Origin of the sequence: Taibaiella lutea (genome assembly GCF_008629695.1) — a bacterium.
GTDB lineage: Bacteria > Bacteroidota > Bacteroidia > Chitinophagales > Chitinophagaceae > Taibaiella > Taibaiella lutea.
In genome coordinates, this window is record NZ_VWSH01000002.1 from 747,817 (window position 1) to 764,360 (window position 16,544).

Sequence of the window (16,544 nt, forward strand, 5' to 3'; positions counted from 1 at the left end):
TAATGCTATTCTCCTTTACTTTGGATTGAAATGTTCGCATCATCAGGAAGTGTCCTTTGTTTTCCCGCTTCCTCTTTTATAAACGCCAATTGCTGTAACATGGCTTCATCTCTTTTTAAATCGTCAGATGCGCCACCTGACTGGCTCTCCGGTAAATCATTTATCCAGATTATATCCTGTTTCAAATTTGCTTCTAATGTTTGCGAAAGTTTATTTCCTTTCTCAAACGCATCTGCGTGATAATAGGCCATCACCATCATCATCGAAATCTGGTCGTGCGGATAAGATTCAGGTGTAATATTTTGAAGTATAATATCCAAAAGATTTTCGGCATCCTTCTTTCTATTTGATGCAGAAAGTCTTTCTGCAAGTTGAACACTGTTAATGCGGTAAGCCATCAGCATCACACGGTTTTTTTCATCAAAATAGACATGCTGCTTTTCAGCTCCGCCATATTGATATAGTCTGGTGAAATGCTCCAGGCTCTTTGCTGCGTCTATGTTGTTAACTTCATTAGTGGCAGCATTATAATCTTCTTTAGTGAAAGGCGCTAATTGATAAACAATACCTTCCATGCGCATATATGGACTCAATCCCAGTATATCTTCACGATTTGGATAGCTCCCGTTAAAATAAATCGGACGTTTCCATCCGTTATGGGCGTTGGCAGCAAGTATATTCATGATAGTGATATCGTTCTTCATAAGCCCGTCATCTTTAATTTTAAAATAGATCTTATCCATCAATGCAGTATCTTTCAAAACACTTGGTGGTAAAGGCATTGATAAATTTTTTGTCGGCAGATAACTTATAAAATTGCCATTGTTTGCCTGCATTTTGTTTTCAGGCTTAAACATGAATTTACAGACATCATAAAGGTCAAAAGTTCTTTCAGCAGGTATTTTAGGATTATTGTAGTAAGTGATATAATTACTTGCTTCGCCCATATAGTCGCCTTTTCCCCAAACCATCGGAACAGCATAAGCATCATTTATTTTATAATTAAGCTGATCGATATACCAATCAGCGCTCAGTAATTCCCTTATAATAATTCTTACATCCGGCCTGATGCCTTCCACCTCTTGCAGGTACCATAACGGAAAAGTATCATTATCACCTTGCGTAAATAATATAGCATTCGGTTTGCAGGACAATAGAGTATTAAGTGCAGTAGCTCTTGCCAGTGTTTTAGGCGCACGATTATGATCGTTCCATTCTTCCTTTGCCATTAATGCAGGAACAGAAATAAAGCATAATGCAAAGGCCATAATTAGGCTGATTTTCGGAAGCCATTTTCTGATAAAACTTTCAATCATTAATAACCCTATCCCGATCCATATTGCAAATGCATAGGTGCAACCGGCAAATGCGTAATCCCGCTCTCTTGGCTGCAAAGGATTCATGTTCAGGTAAATACCGATGGCTATGCCTGTAAAGAAAAAAAGGACACTGACAATAATGGCATCTTTTTTGTTGTGCTTAAAATGAAAACAAAGCCCGGCAAAGCCCAACAGCAAAGGCAAACAATACAATTCATTTCTGGCATCATTGTTTTTATAAGGCTTGCTCATTAAGTTAACATGCCCTGCCCGCGGGTAATCCAGCAATGGAATGCCGCTTATCCAGTTACCGTTTCTTGCCTCGCCTTGCCCTTCGTAGTCATTCTGCCGGCCGGCATAATTCCACATGAAATACCGGAACCAAAGCCAATTCATCTGATAGTTGAAAAAATAACTGAAATTATCTCTGGCAGTAGGTTTGGAATCTTTATCAATATCAAGATAGCTTCTATAGAAATTCGTATGGCTCGGATCGGAATTATCCCAGATTCTTGGAAAGAAACGTTTGCTGCCGGGCGCATATTCATAATTTGATTTATGCCCTGCGACACTGTAACTATGCTCTTTTTCATTTTTATAATAGAAATTCTTTCCTGTATTAATACCCGTTATTTCAGAATCAAAATCTTGCCCGTATAATAAAGGCTGTTGCAGGTATTGTTCTCTTTGTAAATAAGAAACCAGGCTCATTACATTGTCGGGATTATTGATATCAACCGGAGTGTCTGCATTAGAGCGGATTACAGTTACAATATAGGAAGAGCCACCAATAACAATAAATACAAGACATAGCGTAGCTGTATATAAGGCAGGCCATTGTTTTCTTTTAAAATGTCTGAGTGCGAAAAAAATAGACGATGCGAATAATATGATGAATGTAAGCGCACCCGACTGAAACGGCAGATGAAAGCTGTTTACAAAGTACAATTCCATATTGGAAGCTATAATGGGAATAAACTGTATAACCCCAAACTGTACTATTCCCAATAGTAAGCATCCTGTGACGAAGGCAATAATAATACCTCGTTTTGATGCATCATACTTTCTGAAATAATAAACCATTGTAATAGCCGGAATTGTCAGTAAATTCAATAAATGGATTCCAACCGAAGCGCCTATCAGCAATGATATCAGCAAAAGCCACCTGTTAGAATAAGCTTCATCCGCAACCTGTTCCCATTTCAGGGCAGCCCAGAATACCAATGCCGTAAAACAAGACGATGTTGCATACACTTCGGCTTCTACAGCCGAAAACCAAAACGTATCGGAGAACGTATAAGCAAGCGCTCCGATGATACCGGCAGACATAATAAGTAATGTCTGCCGGTTATCGGGAACATTCTTTCCCGCCAATAATTTCCTGCTTAATAAAGTAGTAGTCCAGAATAAGAACAGGATGGTTATTGCGCTTGCCAGTACTGAAAAAGTATTGATAGCAAATGCTGCGTTTTTATTGGGAAGCCCTGTGAATGCTGCAGTACCTGAAAATAACGAACTCAATCTTTGTAGCATCATAAACATAGGCGCACCGGGCGAATGGCCGACTTCAAGTTTGTAGGCTGCCGCTAAAAATTCTCCGCAATCCCAGAAGCTCGCAGTTCGTTCCATCGTTGCGAAATAAACTGTAAATGCAACCGTTGCTATAAACCAGCCGCATAAATTGTTTATTTTATTGTAATTCCATTGTTTCATAAGCCGGAAAATCATTTGAGATTAAGGCTTCAAAACTATTGTGAATAAGAAAGTGCCTGAGTTAATCGAAAGAGAACTATGGTTAATTAAGGTTAATAATTTTCACATTGATTAACATTAAATGTAAATTGCATTATCAATTATGAAACACAACAAAGGGAAATATAAGCTGAAACATATTCGTCTATTGATGGTAGCGGGATATCTGTTGTTAGTAATCTTTGCCGGACAATGGTTGATGACGCAATATGACAAAGACGAAAATAGCTTGCAAAAAGAGCTGAGCAAACTATTTGACCATGTGCAGGAAGGTATTACCGATTCACTTTTGCTGGTTTCCATAACAGACCCGGGTAAGCAACCGGTCAGCACTAAATCCGAAGCGACTTTAATGCTAAATGACGATACGCTCAATCGTTTGTCAAGCCTGCTTTACAAAGAAAACAATAAAGATCTTACGCGTCAGGGCGTTACCATGATGGTTCGCAAAGTGCGTCAGTTGACACCCGGTGAAAAGCAGGTATTATTTCATATTGATACCTCCGTCTTTAATAATGATTTCGCAAATGACATGCGCAGGAAGGGCTGGAACTTTCCGGTGGAATGGGTTACGGAAGCAAAAGGCAATAAAGTTGCGGGCAATGCCATTTTTATTCCAAACAGATTTATCCAGTCGGGTCATGGCGTCTTAATCTCCGATTACCGTAATTATCTGTTGAAAGGTCTTTGGCCGCAGGCAGCTTTTGTATTTGTATTGTTAAGTGTGATTTTACTGGCCTTTTATATCACATACCTGAGTTTGCTGCGTCAGATTCAGTTGAGCTCTATGAAAGATGATTTTGTAAGCAATATCTCACACGAATTAAAAACGCCGATTGCAACCGTGAAAGTAGCTTTGGAAGCCATTCAGCATTTTGAAGCCGCGGGACAAAAAGAGTATACAGCAGAATACATGCATATGGCAAGCCTTGAAATGGAAAGACTGGAATTATTGGTAAATCGTTCTTTGCATACCTCTCTGTTGGAATCCGGCAGGCTTTCATTACAGTTAGAACAGGCTAATATTAGAACTATTATCGAAGATGTACTGCTCGCGTATCAGGTGAAGTTTCTGGCTTACGAAGCCGATGTTCATTTTGAAATCAAGGGAACGGACTTTGATACAATGGTTGACAAATTACATTTGCAGGGTGTGTTGGTCAATTTGTTGGATAACAGCCTGAAATATGGGCAGGGAAAGATTTCTATCTCTGTTGAACTGACATCGTTCAATGGTAAAGTCAATATTAATGTAACCGACAACGGCCCCGGTATTCCCGAAGAATACAGAAAGAAGGTCTTTGAAAAATTCTTCCGTGTGCCTATGCATAACAGGCACAACGTGAAAGGTTATGGACTTGGACTGACTTATGCGGCTCAGGTTATGGAACAGCACAACGGTAAAATAAGCGTAGTGAATGTTCCGCAAGGCGGCTGCACCTTCACCGTATCTCTCTAATCATTTCCCATGTTCAGAAAGAAAATACTTTATATTGAAGATGAGCCTTATCTGGCACGTATTGTAAGCGACACGCTGACATTGAAAGGATATGAAATACTGCACAAAAAAGATGGAACAAGATTGACTGAAACAATTAAACAATTCAATCCTGATCTCATTGTTTTGGATGTTATGTTGCCGCATATTGACGGCTTTACATTAGGGAATGTTGTCCGTAACTTATTTCCAAAGCTTCCTATAATATTTCTTACCGCAAAAAATCAGCCTAATGATATTGTGCAGGGTTTTGAAAGCGGCGGAACGGACTATATGCGCAAACCTTTTACCATGGATGAATTGGTGGTTCGTATAGAAAATCAATTACGTTTGGTTGCTCAACACACACCTGTTCAGAATCCTTTGCCTGATGAAATGCACTTGAACGATTTTGTATTTTATCCTGCTAAAATGGAATTGCATTTTAAGGATGTCGTAAAGAGGCTATCTCAAAGAGAAAGCCAGGTATTGAGTTTGCTTTGCCTGCACCGCAATAAAACATTGGACCGCAGAATGCTGCTGCAATCGGTTTGGGGTGATGATTCTTTTTTTAATTCCCGCAATCTGGATGTTTATATCCGTAAATTAAGAGCCATGTTTGCCGCTGATGAAAACATACAAATCATTACATTAAAAGGCCAGGGCTATCTTTTTTCCTGTTAACCTGTTAGTTTCCCTATATCACGCTTCTCAACTTTTGCATCAATTATTTGTTGGTGTTACAATGAAATTTTGCGAAATTTAGAAAGCATTATTTTTGATTTAAAAGATTAAATATTATGGCCTTTATCGATTACTATGAAGTATTAGGTGTGAAGAAAACTGCCACTGCTGAAGAGATTAAGAAAGCATATCGTAAAATGGCAAGGAAATATCATCCTGACGTAAACCCTAATGATGAAAGTGCAAAACTTAAATTTCAACAAATCAACGAAGCGCAGGAAGTATTAACCGACCCTGAAAAACGAAAGAAATATGATAAGTACGGAGAGAACTGGAAGCATGGAGAAGAATATGAAAAAGCGCAGCAGTCGCGTGGGCAACAATATCAGGGTGGGGAAAGCTGGCAGGATTATTCAGGCAATTTCGATGACGGGCAGTTCTCTGATTTTTTTGAATCTATGTTTGGAAGCCGTAGTGGTGGCGGACGTCAGTCTATGTTTAAAGGACAGGATTATAATGCGGAACTGAATATCAGTTTAAAGGACGCTGCTACCACTCATTCGCAGTCTTTTACCATAAATGGTAAGAATGTCAGGATCACCATTCATGCCGGCGTAGTAAACGGACAGAAAATAAAACTGAAAGGTTATGGTGGAGCAGGTGCAAATGGCGGTCCCGCAGGCGATTTATACCTGACTATAAATATTGCAAATGATACAGAATTCAGAAGAGAAGGCAATGACTTATATCTGAATTATGATTTGGATTTATATACTGCTGTACTTGGCGGAGAAATTACTTTGCCGACATTGGACAGTCAGGTAAAGCTCAAAATAAAACCTGAAACACAGAATATGTCTAAAGTCAGGCTTAAAGGAAAGGGCTTTCCTGTATATAAGAAAGATGGCCAATTTGGTGATTTATATGTTACCTATCACATTAAAATACCAACCAATCTTACCGGCAAACAAAAAGAACTATTTCAACAATTAGCGCAATCATAATTTTTTTTATCATGGCAGCAGAACTCATCTCAATCGAAGAATATTGCAGGCATCATCATACTGAAATTACGTTTATAAATGCATTGAAAGATAACGGCCTGATCCAGGTTATTTATGCTGAAAGCAGTCCCTGTATTGATGCGGAGGAACTGGAACAGTTGGAGAAATATACAAGGCTGTATAATGAACTGGAATTAAATATACCCGGTATAGAAGTTGTAAACGTTTTATTGGAAAAGATGGAGACCATGCAGCATCGTATTCAGGAACTGGAATATAAATTGCATTTTTATCAGGAGTAAAGCACGTTTTTATTTCAATAAATTTACCAGCGAAGCTATATCATCCGTTTGTATAGCATCGGGGTTCATTTTAACCGCATCTGTATTGTCTCCGCTGCCGGAAGTGCCCCATACCTGTACATATTTGCCATGACTGTGCGCTTCCTGAATCTGAGCAGCAGAAATATTTGCAACATCCATTATGATGCCATAAATATTCATACTGTCAATTATTTTCAATCCATCATCAAAGTTATCGGGATTCAGGAAAAACTTGTAGTCCTTCAATTGCTTAAACTGAATCAGGAAGCCGGCGCTATGAGATTCTATGAATACATTTTGCTCCATTCCATATTTTTCCAAGACTTTTATTACAGCGCTTATAAATGCCGGATAGGAAGACGGTTCAAAGTAAAGTTTATTATCAAAAGAGAAAGTCAATGATTTTAAATTGCTGACATGTGCAAACAGGCTATCCACCGAAACAATATCATAACGTACATAAGGAGCCGGATTATATTTGAATTCCTGCAACTCGCTCCATGTATAGTCAATTATTCTTCCTTTTCCGGTTGTCTGCGTTTCCAGTGTTTCATCATGATAAGCTACTAGTACGGAATCTTTAGTCATCTGAATATCCCATTCCGACCCGTCGGCACCGCTGTTAATACAGTTCAGTAAGGATTCATAAGTGTTTATCGGATAAAAGTTGAGATCGCCGCTACCGCCATGCCCAAGCACAATAACCTTATTTTCCATATTTTGGATATCAAATGATTCGTTCGTTTTTTTACACGAGCTTATACATGCAAAGACACTAATAGCAATCAGGAAGAAGCACCGTTTCATATTTAGAATTTATATCCAACTGAAAATCCCAGCCAGTTTATATAATGATTGTAATTTTCGAATATCGGAGTGTATGCCAGTTGCAGATTTATTCTTTTAAAATTTATTCTATACCCCAGCATTACATTTGCTGATAATTTATACGACCTTTTCGCTTCAAAATCTTCAGGATTTAAATAAACTGTACTGCTTATTGTTTGTCCCAGGCCAAATACAAACATGTGTCTGGAGCCATAATACATTCTTAAACCAAGCGGAATGATTACATCCGGGTTGACAGTGCCTGTAAAATCTTTTGTTTTAAATGTGCTGATGCCGATTGATGGGAATATTGTTATCTTCTTGTGGGAAAATATAATCCTTTCATAATTGAAAGATGCGTAGCCTCCATTTCCTAATAGCTCAAGAAATACATTGTTTTTAAACGTCGCTTTAGCATCTTGTTGTGCAAAAGCAACATTGGTCAACAAACAAACAAACAACATCAGCTTTTTCATAATGAAAACGAAAACATTCATGAAATTAAAAAACAAAAGCCATTCTATATGGAATGACTATTGTTTTTATCTAAATAATTGCTGAAAAGTACATTAACTCAAATCCGCTGCAATCAATCTTAAGAACTCTGAACGTGTTTCATTTACATGAAATTGACCGCTAAATGCAGATGTTGTAGTTACACTATTTTGTTTTGAAACGCCGCGCATCATCATACACATATGCTTTGCTTCAATCACAACTGCTACACCCTGTGGTTCCAATGCATCCTGAATGGCTTGTAATATCTGATCCGTAAGTCTTTCCTGCACCTGTAGCCTTCTTGAAAAACAATCTACAACACGTGCCAGTTTACTCAAGCCGGTAATATAACCATTCGGAATATAAGCGATGTGGGCTTTACCTATAAATGGTAACATGTGATGCTCGCAAAGCGAATACAGCTCAATATCTTTTACAATAACCATTTCACTGTACGGTTCCTTGAATTTGGCGGAATTCAGTATTTCAGCGGCATCCATCTGATAACCTTGTGTAAGATACTGCATGGCTTTTGCTACGCGTTCAGGCGTTTTCTCCAACCCGTCCCTGCTTATATCCTCACCCAATAAATTCAAAATAGAAGTATAACTATCTTTCAAAGAATTCGTTATATCCTCGTCATACTGTTCAATTTTTTTATAAGCCATTCCAAAATTTATTGTAGATAAAAGCTGTGGTAAATTTTAACCGAAATACTCAACGTAAATTTTCGTTGTTTCATACAACCGGATACCATGAAGCGTAGCGCCTTCTTTTTCTATATGTGGCTGCAATTCATTCCAGATACCAATTGCAAGATTTTCAGCGCTGGTAAATTTTCCTTTCATGAAATCAACATCCATATTCAGGTTGCGATGGTCAATCTTTTCAATAATCACATCTTTTACCAATGTGCCCAAAGTCTTGGCATTAAAAATAAAACCTGTCTGCGGATGTGGTTCACCCTTTACAGTTACATGCAGTTCATAATTATGCCCATGCCAGTTTGCATTCGAGCATTTACCAAATACCTCACGATTTTCTTCTTCCGTCCAGTCGGGGTTATATAGTTTGTGAGCAGCGTTGAAATGCTCCACCCGAGTCAGATATACCATAATCCTAATAATAATTTTGGCAAAGGTACTACCTTAGTAAGGTTTAGCAAAAAACATTCATTATTAAGCTATAAAGAGATTAAATTTGCAATAATAATAATGAATTATGCGCTTATTGGTTGCAGCTGCCACAACATTTGAATTAGACATTTTTACAAGTCATTTGCGTCAGCATTTTCAGGAGATTAATGAAAATCACTTTTGCAAAGAAAATCTTGAAGTCTATATATGCATCACCGGTATCGGTAGCATGCAGACCGTTTTCAGTTTAATGGAAGCAATGACCATCTACAATCCGCACTTTTGCCTGCAGGCAGGCGTGGCCGGTTCTTTCAACCATGAAACCGCATTAGGTTCCCTGGTGATTGTCCGTGAAGAAATGTTAGGTGATTTAGGTGTTGACGATCATGGACGATTCAGGGACATGTTTGAAATTGAATTGATGAACCCCAATGAAAAACCCTATGTAAAAAAGAAACTGGTAAACATGTTTCAGGATTTTCCCATGAGACTGAACCTCCCTTATGTTACAGGAATCACGGTCAATACGGTTTCCGGCTCTAATAACTTGATTGGGCACAGGTCGGAATATTTTGACTGTGACGTTGAAACGATGGAAGGCGCAGCTTTTCATTATGTTTGCCTGAAGAAAAAAGTTCCCTTTTTACAGGTAAGAAGCATTTCAAATTATGTTGAACCACGTGACAGAAGCAAATGGCAGATGAAGCTGGCTATCGAAAATCTGAATGAATGGATGATTGCCAATTTGCCGGAATCGTAATCCATTTAAAAAGATAAATTCTTATGATAAATCTGACCACACTAAGAACCTTTGATAATTACGTTACTGCCCATATTATAAAAGCAAAACTGGAAACGGAAGGCATTGAAGCGGTTTTGATAGATGAAAACACCGTTACCATGCAATGGCATATTGCAAATGCAATTGGCGGCATTAAATTAAAAGTCGCTGCATCAGACGTAGAGCGTGCGTTGCACATTTTAGAAACTACCGAACAGGAAGCTATTGCAGAAAGCCAGACTCCCGGCTTCTGGGACGAAGAAGACATTGACCAGCTAAATCCTGATAACCGCATCTGCATTCATTGTGGCAGCCAGAATACCCGTAAAGACGATTACGATAAAAAGCCCGCAATCTTAAGCTGGCTTTTACTCGGATTTCCTCTCTTCTTTAAATCCGATAAATGGCACTGTTTCCATTGCGGCAAAAAATTCTGATTTATCCTTGCCCATCATTTATTTGATGCAGATCATGGCTTTGATTTTATGAAAGCTTAATTTTGCGCCAATTCTTGAAAATTCAAATAGAGAATAATAATCTCAATGCCAAATAGTGTAGGCTTTCTAATGTCTAAAGTCTAACATCTAATATCTAAAGCCTAACATCTCAAAATGCGTATTGATATAATTACCGTACTTCCCGAGCTTTTAGAAAGCCCTTTTGCGCATTCCATTATGAAACGCGCACAACAAAAAGGTTTGCTGGAAGTTTATTCACACGATTTAAGGCAATTTACGACTTATGCGCACGCACAGGTAGATGATTACCAATATGGCGGCGGTGCGGGAATGGTTATGATGCCTGAACCTTTAATAAGAGCCATCGAGCATTTTCAGGTTGAAAGGACCTACGATGAAATTATTTACATGACACCCGACGGAGAAAGGTTTGAACAAAAGGTTGCCAACCGTTTGTCCATGAAAGGAAACCTGATGATTATCTGCGGGCATTATAAAGGCATTGACGAACGTATTCGCGAACACTTTGTAACCATGGAAATTTCCATCGGCGATTATGTATTGAGTGGGGGAGAACTGGCAGCTGCAGTAGTGGTAGATGCTATCGGCAGGTTGTTGCCGGGTGTTCTGAATGATGAAACATCTGCATTATTCGACTCTTTTCAGGACGATATGTTAGCGCCGCCCGTTTATACCCGCCCTGCCGATTTCAGAGGTTGGAAAGTGCCGCAGGAATTACTCAGCGGCGATCCTAAAATAGTAGATGCATGGCGTTTTGAAAAAGCATTGGAAAGAACGCAGCAAAGAAGGCCTGATTTATTGGAGGATTAATAAATTGTTGAATTGTTGAATTGTTGAATTGTTGAATTGTTCAAAAATGAAGCAATAAAATTCTTTGTTTCGTACTACAAAAGCCAACTTACTATTTTTGTAATTGTTTAATATTTAAATGCTTTGTTGTTTAACATCTTTAATAAACTATTTATGCTTTTACTGTCAATTATAGGGTTATAGTCTTGGAGCTGAAGCTCATTGTTTCTTTCGTCCTCACAATTAGAGCAATCAAAAGGAAAGTTAGAGCCATCATATAATAGAGATTTAATGGAGAATGTTTTGAAATAGGAAGTTTGCTGCTTTGTTTGAATATCAATTCTTAAACCCTCATAAAAAGTTATTGTGTCCATACCCAATGTTACAAATTGGGCTTTTAATACAAACGAGTAAAACAATAATACAATAAAAATTATAGGTATTTTCATTTAAGCATTAATTGGTCAGATATTATTTAGCATTTAACCATTTATCCATAAAACAATTTAGCAATTAATTAAAGCAAATCCCCCCATTCACCGGCGCCTTCCCTTATCAGCACAGGCTCATTATTAGTGCAATCTATCACAGTAGAACCTATCATCCCTCCTATGCCACTGTCAATAACCATGTCAACCTGGTTTTCAAAAATATCATGTATAATTTCAGGATCCGTAAAATATTCAACATCCTCATCTGTCGGTAACGAAGTACTCATAATCGGATGGCCTAATTCCTGAATAATCGTTTGGCAGATAACATGGTCAGGCACACGGATGCCCACCGTATCCTTTTTGGTTTTAAGACTTTTAGGTACTTCTTTTGTTGCCTCCAGTATAAAAGTATAAGGCCCCGGCAATGCCTTCTTTAGCAAACGGAAAGTAGGCGTACCAATGTTTTTGGCATAATCGCTCAAATGGCTCAAATCACGGCAGATAAAAGAGAAATTTGCATTTTTTGCCGCAATGTTTTTAATCCTGCAGATACGTTCTATTGCCGCTTGGTTGTAAATATCGCAGCCAATACCATAAATAGTATCGGTAGGATAAATAATAACCCCGCCCGAACGCAGGCAATCCACCACAGTCTTAATATTGCGCGGTTGCGGATTGTCAGGATGTAAATGTATAAGCATATCAGGTTTCTTTTTTATTTTGTTCGTTTTTCTCCGCTACTTTCTCCGCCAGTTCAACTTGTTTCTTTGTGGGCAATAAAATAAGTCGCAATGTTGTATCATTTGTAAAATAACTGATCGCCCAGTTTATAAATATAAACAATTTATTTCTTACGCTCAATATCAGCATCAGATGCAGGAACATCCATGTAAACCAGGCAAGGCGTCCCTGAAAGCTGAACCACGGCAAATCAACTACCGCCTTTCTTTTACCCACAGTCGCCATAGAGCCAGGATCTTTATATTCATATTCCTTCCATTTCCCGTTATGTAAGGATGCTTTCAGATTCGTAGCTAACAGCTTCGCCTGATTGATAGCTACATTAGCTAACTGAGGATGCCCTTTAGGATATTTAGGCGTTTCCATCAAAGCAATGTCTCCCAATGCAAATACATTATCAAAGCCTTGTACCTGGTTATAACGGTTTACCTTCAGCCTGTTCCCCCTTTCAATAACATCTGTATTAAATCCCGTTGGAATATTACCGGTAACACCCGCCGCCCATATTACGTTATTTGTAATAATCGTTCCGCCTCCTTTTAGCTGAATGGTACGACCGTCGTAGTTTTCAACTAATGTATTTGTCATTACAATCACACCTAATCTTTCCAGATAAACCTTTGATTTTTCCTGTGATGCCTTCGACATAGGGCCTAAAGTGTGCGGCCCTCCTTCCAGCAAATAAATATTTAATTCGCTGAAATCCATATCCGGATAGTCCTTCGGTAAAATATTCTTTTTCATTTCCGATAAAGAACCTGCAAGCTCAACCCCTGTAGGCCCGCCACCTACCACCACAATATTCATAAGCGCCTTCAGGTCATCGCCCGTCGCATATATAGCATCTTCAAAATTCAAAAGAATACGATTGCGCAAAGCAACGGCCTCAATCGTGCTTTTCATCGGAAAACTGTATTTTTCAATCGCCTTGTTCCCGAAGAAATTAGTAGTACAACCCGATGCCAATACCAGATAATCATATACAAGCTCCTCATCAGCCGTCACCACAATCTTTTTGTCCGTAATAATATTTTGAACCTCCGATATGCGTACATGGACATTCTCCTTATGCTGAAATATTTTTCTTAACGGAAAAGAAATACTGCTTGGCTCAAGCCTTGCTGTTGCCACCTGATAAAATAGCGGCTGGAACTGATGAAAATTATATTTGTCAACTAAATAAATTTCATATTTGGAATGACCCAATTGTCTGGCCAATTGCAATCCGGCAAAACCCGCTCCAACTATTACAATCCTGTTTTGAGATGTCATAATTAAATGGCTTTTAGATTATACAACAAAGTACAACAATTGTTCTATAGCTCTTTGCATTAATATTCGGAATAATTGAACCCGCAATTGATAAAACATATTTTGTAATCGATAGTTAAGAATTACTTTGCTACCTTTAATTCCATTTAATTTGTGATTCTATTTCATTGACAATAAATCATCGAAAATTTAACGCGATCAGGAAATGAAAACATGCATTTATAAGGCGCTTTTAGGACTGTTACTTTTTATCGGTTTCCAGGCTAAAGCCCAGGATATCTTTTATTCCAAAGCACAAAAATTCACATTACAAAACGGCGACCTGAACATTGTAGGTTGGTGTGGCGACAGGCTTTACACCTATCGTTCTTCAAAAGAAGGTTATTTCCTTGACGCCTATAACGATTCCATGCGTTTACTGGCTACTATAGCGCTCGACTTTTTTCCCAAAAAGATTTTTGAAACCCAGTTTTATGCTACCAGCGAATCTATAGTCGTATTGTATCAGGCCATTCAGCACAATGAAGTTGTTCAATATGCTGCCAGGCTTGACGACAAAGCAAGAATAGTGGGCAAACCAAAAGCACTGGATTCCGTGAAAGTCGCCTGGTTTTCGAGCGACAAGGAATATTATAACTCCGTTGGCAGTGCTGACAGAAGTAAAATAATGATTTACAGCATTGGCAGAAGGAAAAACAAAAGAATCAATATCAATACCATACTCTTCGATAAAGATTTAAACGTGCTTGGAAAAGGAGCTCCCTATATCGAAACAAACGATGATGTAAATATTGAACAATCCTTATTGTCAAACGACGGAATGCTTTACCTTTCAGGGAGCCCTGACCATGAATACAAACAATTTGCCGACAATGCATGGATATTCAGGCTGTCGCCCAGCGGCCAGCAATTTGATGTCGTTCCGGTGCCCCTTACAGGCAGTTATGTAAGTACCCTTTATATGAAAGTCAATGACCAGACAAAAGAAATTTACCTCGGAGCTTACTATTCCGACGATAAATCAGATAACAACGAAGGCGTGATATATGGTGTTCTCCCCCCTATAGCCCTTGAATTCAGTACATTCAAGAAAATTCCTTTTGATGAAGACCTGCGCAACGTATCTGATGAAAGAAATAAAAAAAGAGCCTTCAATAATTATGAAGTCAGGAAAATTATTGTCAAAAACGACGGAGGCTTCATTTTAGTCGGCGAAAATTATACCATAGCCGTACGCAGCTACAACTACGGTATGGGGGCAGGTTATTACAATTACTATAATACCGGAGGCTATAACAATACTACTGTAAGAGAATATCATTACGGCGATATTATGGTACTCAGTTATGATAAAGATGGTAACCGCAAATGGCATAGCTTCATCAGGAAAGACCAGAACTCTACCGACGATGGCGGTATGTTTTCCTCCTACGCTTTGTTGAATTCCGGGGCATCCCTGGTTTTCATGTACAACGATTATTCACTGAGCAAATCTGTTTTAAGCATCGCCGCAGTTGATATTGACGGTAACCTGCAAATGAAAAAAGTGAACCCCTCCGGCATAGGCCTGGGCGATTGGGTGACACGCACCGGTAAACAAACGGACATGAAAGAAATTATCATACCCGTTCTCAAAAAAGACAACCTTAGCTTTGCAAGAGTGGCTTTTTAAGATGACAATAATAATCGCCAACGAATAAGGATGTCATATTTTGCAAGCCCTGAAAAGGCGAAATGCAATAGGATTAAATCAATGTCATTAACTTAAGCCTCAAAGCGAAGCTTTGCTATCTGGAGCTACTGTTTCTTTTCCATAAATCTTAATTCTATGTATCTATGTGTTTTATTTAAACCACATAGATACATAGGTGAATTATTTAGAATTGGAATTGTGATGAAAGGGTACATAGAAAACAAGTTTTAAACATAGCCAATAGACCCCTAACTACCGCTCTTCCAACCGGTTCCACTGTTCTCCCAACCGCTATATCCATATTCCCAATCGCTTTTACCACGCCTCCAACCGGTTTTACCACGCCTCCAACCGGTTTTCCCATGCTTCCAACTGCTTTTACCACACTTCCAACCGGCTTTACCACGCTTCCGACTGCTTTTACCTTGCTTCCGACTGGTTTTACCTTGCTTCCGACTGGTTTTACCTTGCTTCCGACCGGCTTTACCTTGCTTCCGACCGCTTTTACCACGCTTCCAACTGCTTTTACCACGCTTCCGACCGGTTTTACTTTGCTTCCGACTTGTTTTACCATGCTTCCGACTTGTTTTACCACGCTTCCGACTGCTTTTGCCACGCTTCCGGCTGCTTTTACCACGCTTCCAACTTGTTTTACCCTGCTTCCGATCGGTTCGGCCATGTTTCCAACTGGTTCCGCCGTTCTCCCAACTAGTTCCACACCGCTTCCAAATGGTTTGGCCATGCTTCCTACCGGTTTCGCCTCACTCCCGACTGCTAACTGTCGTTTAAAACGACTTTTAGAAAGCCACTAAATATTTACGTAGAATTTTTGCCAGTTATTGTAATTTCGGGCCTTTAATGAAATTTATGGAGATTTCTTTTTCCTTATCCGATATAAACAAGGCTGCTGCGGAATTCTGGCAATATGCCAAAGATTTTCATGTTATCGCATTTAACGGAGGATTAGGCGCAGGTAAAACAACTTTTACCCGTGCGTTATGCAATTATTTGAGTGTGGAAGACATTGTAAGCAGTCCTACTTTTTCCCTGATTAACGAATATCATTTTAAAGATGAAACCGGCAAAGAGCAGATTATCTTTCATTCCGACTGGTACAGGTTGCAAGACGAAGAAGAAGCTATTCAGGCCGGAATAGAAGATATGTTGGCTCAAAAGCAATCATGGTGCATTATTGAATGGGCTGAACGAGCCTCCGGCCTGTTGCCGGAAAACATACTGAACGTTGATTTTTTTGTAGAAGATGCAGATAACAGAATCATTCGTTTCGCTCCTTAATGTAGGATAAGTTTATTAAGTATTGAGATTTATCCAAT

17 protein-coding genes are annotated in these 16,544 nt (G+C 38.9%); 9 read left to right on the top strand and 8 right to left on the bottom strand.

Features of this window, described 5'->3' with window-relative positions; all coding sequences use genetic code 11:
• Window positions 1-5: 5 nt before the first annotated feature.
• Entirely contained in the window at window positions 6-3,032 is a 3,027-nt protein-coding gene (locus F0919_RS10325) for a glycosyltransferase family 117 protein (RefSeq protein WP_190277343.1), read from the bottom strand.
• A gap of 142 nt (window positions 3,033-3,174) precedes the next feature.
• Between F0919_RS10325 and F0919_RS10330 the strand changes: the two genes are divergently transcribed.
• From F0919_RS10330 to F0919_RS10345, 4 genes are all read left to right on the top strand, one after another.
• The gene (locus F0919_RS10330) at window positions 3,175-4,530 is read left to right on the top strand and encodes a sensor histidine kinase (RefSeq protein WP_150032664.1); all 1,356 of its coding nucleotides are present in this window, start codon (window positions 3,175-3,177) and stop codon (window positions 4,528-4,530) included.
• Between the two features lie 9 nt (window positions 4,531-4,539).
• The gene (locus F0919_RS10335; protein ID WP_150032665.1) at window positions 4,540-5,232 is read left to right on the top strand and encodes a response regulator transcription factor; all 693 of its coding nucleotides are present in this window, start codon (window positions 4,540-4,542) and stop codon (window positions 5,230-5,232) included.
• A 116-nt stretch (window positions 5,233-5,348) separates the two neighbouring features.
• Window positions 5,349-6,236 carry a DnaJ C-terminal domain-containing protein gene (locus F0919_RS10340; protein WP_150032666.1) on the top strand — a complete coding sequence of 296 codons (888 nt, stop codon included), beginning with the start codon at window positions 5,349-5,351 and terminating at the stop codon, window positions 6,234-6,236.
• Between the two features lie 11 nt (window positions 6,237-6,247).
• Window positions 6,248-6,538, top strand: coding sequence for a chaperone modulator CbpM (locus F0919_RS10345; protein WP_150032667.1), 291 nt, complete (start codon window positions 6,248-6,250; stop codon window positions 6,536-6,538).
• Window positions 6,539-6,547: 9 nt separating this feature from the next.
• On the opposite strand, the gene F0919_RS10350 is transcribed toward F0919_RS10345, so the two are convergent.
• The 4 genes from F0919_RS10350 to F0919_RS10365 all read right to left on the bottom strand — a co-directional run bounded on the left by F0919_RS10350 (window position 6,548) and on the right by F0919_RS10365 (window position 9,000).
• Window positions 6,548-7,276, bottom strand: a complete 729-nt coding sequence (locus tag F0919_RS10350; RefSeq protein ID WP_190277344.1) for a glycerophosphodiester phosphodiesterase — start codon at window positions 7,274-7,276, stop codon at window positions 6,548-6,550.
• Window positions 7,277-7,368: 92 nt separating this feature from the next.
• Complete coding sequence (locus F0919_RS10355) at window positions 7,369-7,863, bottom strand: hypothetical protein (protein ID WP_150032669.1); 495 nt, start codon at window positions 7,861-7,863, stop codon at window positions 7,369-7,371.
• Between the two features lie 93 nt (window positions 7,864-7,956).
• Window positions 7,957-8,553, bottom strand: a complete 597-nt coding sequence (gene folE / locus F0919_RS10360) for a GTP cyclohydrolase I FolE (RefSeq protein WP_150032670.1) — start codon at window positions 8,551-8,553, stop codon at window positions 7,957-7,959.
• Between the two features lie 36 nt (window positions 8,554-8,589).
• Window positions 8,590-9,000, bottom strand: coding sequence for a 6-pyruvoyl trahydropterin synthase family protein (locus F0919_RS10365; protein ID WP_150032671.1), 411 nt, complete (start codon window positions 8,998-9,000; stop codon window positions 8,590-8,592).
• A 106-nt stretch (window positions 9,001-9,106) separates the two neighbouring features.
• Here F0919_RS10365 and mqnB point away from each other — a divergent pair, with 106 nt between their 5' ends.
• From mqnB to trmD, 3 genes are all read left to right on the top strand, one after another.
• On the top strand, window positions 9,107-9,781 hold the full coding sequence (gene mqnB / locus F0919_RS10370; protein ID WP_150032672.1) for a futalosine hydrolase: 675 nt from the start codon (window positions 9,107-9,109) through the stop codon (window positions 9,779-9,781).
• A 23-nt stretch (window positions 9,782-9,804) separates the two neighbouring features.
• Complete coding sequence (locus tag F0919_RS10375) at window positions 9,805-10,239, top strand: putative signal transducing protein (protein ID WP_150032673.1); 435 nt, start codon at window positions 9,805-9,807, stop codon at window positions 10,237-10,239.
• 174 nt (window positions 10,240-10,413) lie between these two features.
• Window positions 10,414-11,091, top strand: a complete 678-nt coding sequence (gene trmD / locus F0919_RS10380) for a tRNA (guanosine(37)-N1)-methyltransferase TrmD (protein WP_150032674.1) — start codon at window positions 10,414-10,416, stop codon at window positions 11,089-11,091.
• Window positions 11,092-11,587: 496 nt separating this feature from the next.
• On the opposite strand, the gene F0919_RS10385 is transcribed toward trmD, so the two are convergent.
• Both F0919_RS10385 and F0919_RS10390 read right to left on the bottom strand, forming a co-directional pair.
• Complete coding sequence (locus F0919_RS10385; RefSeq protein WP_150032675.1) at window positions 11,588-12,205, bottom strand: L-threonylcarbamoyladenylate synthase; 618 nt, start codon at window positions 12,203-12,205, stop codon at window positions 11,588-11,590.
• A gap of 1 nt (window position 12,206) precedes the next feature.
• Window positions 12,207-13,517, bottom strand: a complete 1,311-nt coding sequence (locus tag F0919_RS10390; protein ID WP_150032676.1) for an NAD(P)/FAD-dependent oxidoreductase — start codon at window positions 13,515-13,517, stop codon at window positions 12,207-12,209.
• 205 nt (window positions 13,518-13,722) lie between these two features.
• Between F0919_RS10390 and F0919_RS10395 the strand changes: the two genes are divergently transcribed.
• On the top strand, window positions 13,723-15,189 hold the full coding sequence (locus F0919_RS10395; protein ID WP_150032677.1) for a hypothetical protein: 1,467 nt from the start codon (window positions 13,723-13,725) through the stop codon (window positions 15,187-15,189).
• A gap of 205 nt (window positions 15,190-15,394) precedes the next feature.
• On the opposite strand, the gene F0919_RS18440 is transcribed toward F0919_RS10395, so the two are convergent.
• The gene (locus F0919_RS18440; RefSeq protein ID WP_190277345.1) at window positions 15,395-15,952 is read right to left on the bottom strand and encodes a collagen-like triple helix repeat-containing protein; all 558 of its coding nucleotides are present in this window, start codon (window positions 15,950-15,952) and stop codon (window positions 15,395-15,397) included.
• A 125-nt stretch (window positions 15,953-16,077) separates the two neighbouring features.
• Between F0919_RS18440 and tsaE the strand changes: the two genes are divergently transcribed.
• Complete coding sequence (tsaE, locus tag F0919_RS10405; protein WP_150032679.1) at window positions 16,078-16,506, top strand: tRNA (adenosine(37)-N6)-threonylcarbamoyltransferase complex ATPase subunit type 1 TsaE; 429 nt, start codon at window positions 16,078-16,080, stop codon at window positions 16,504-16,506.
• Window positions 16,507-16,544 lie beyond the last annotated feature (38 nt).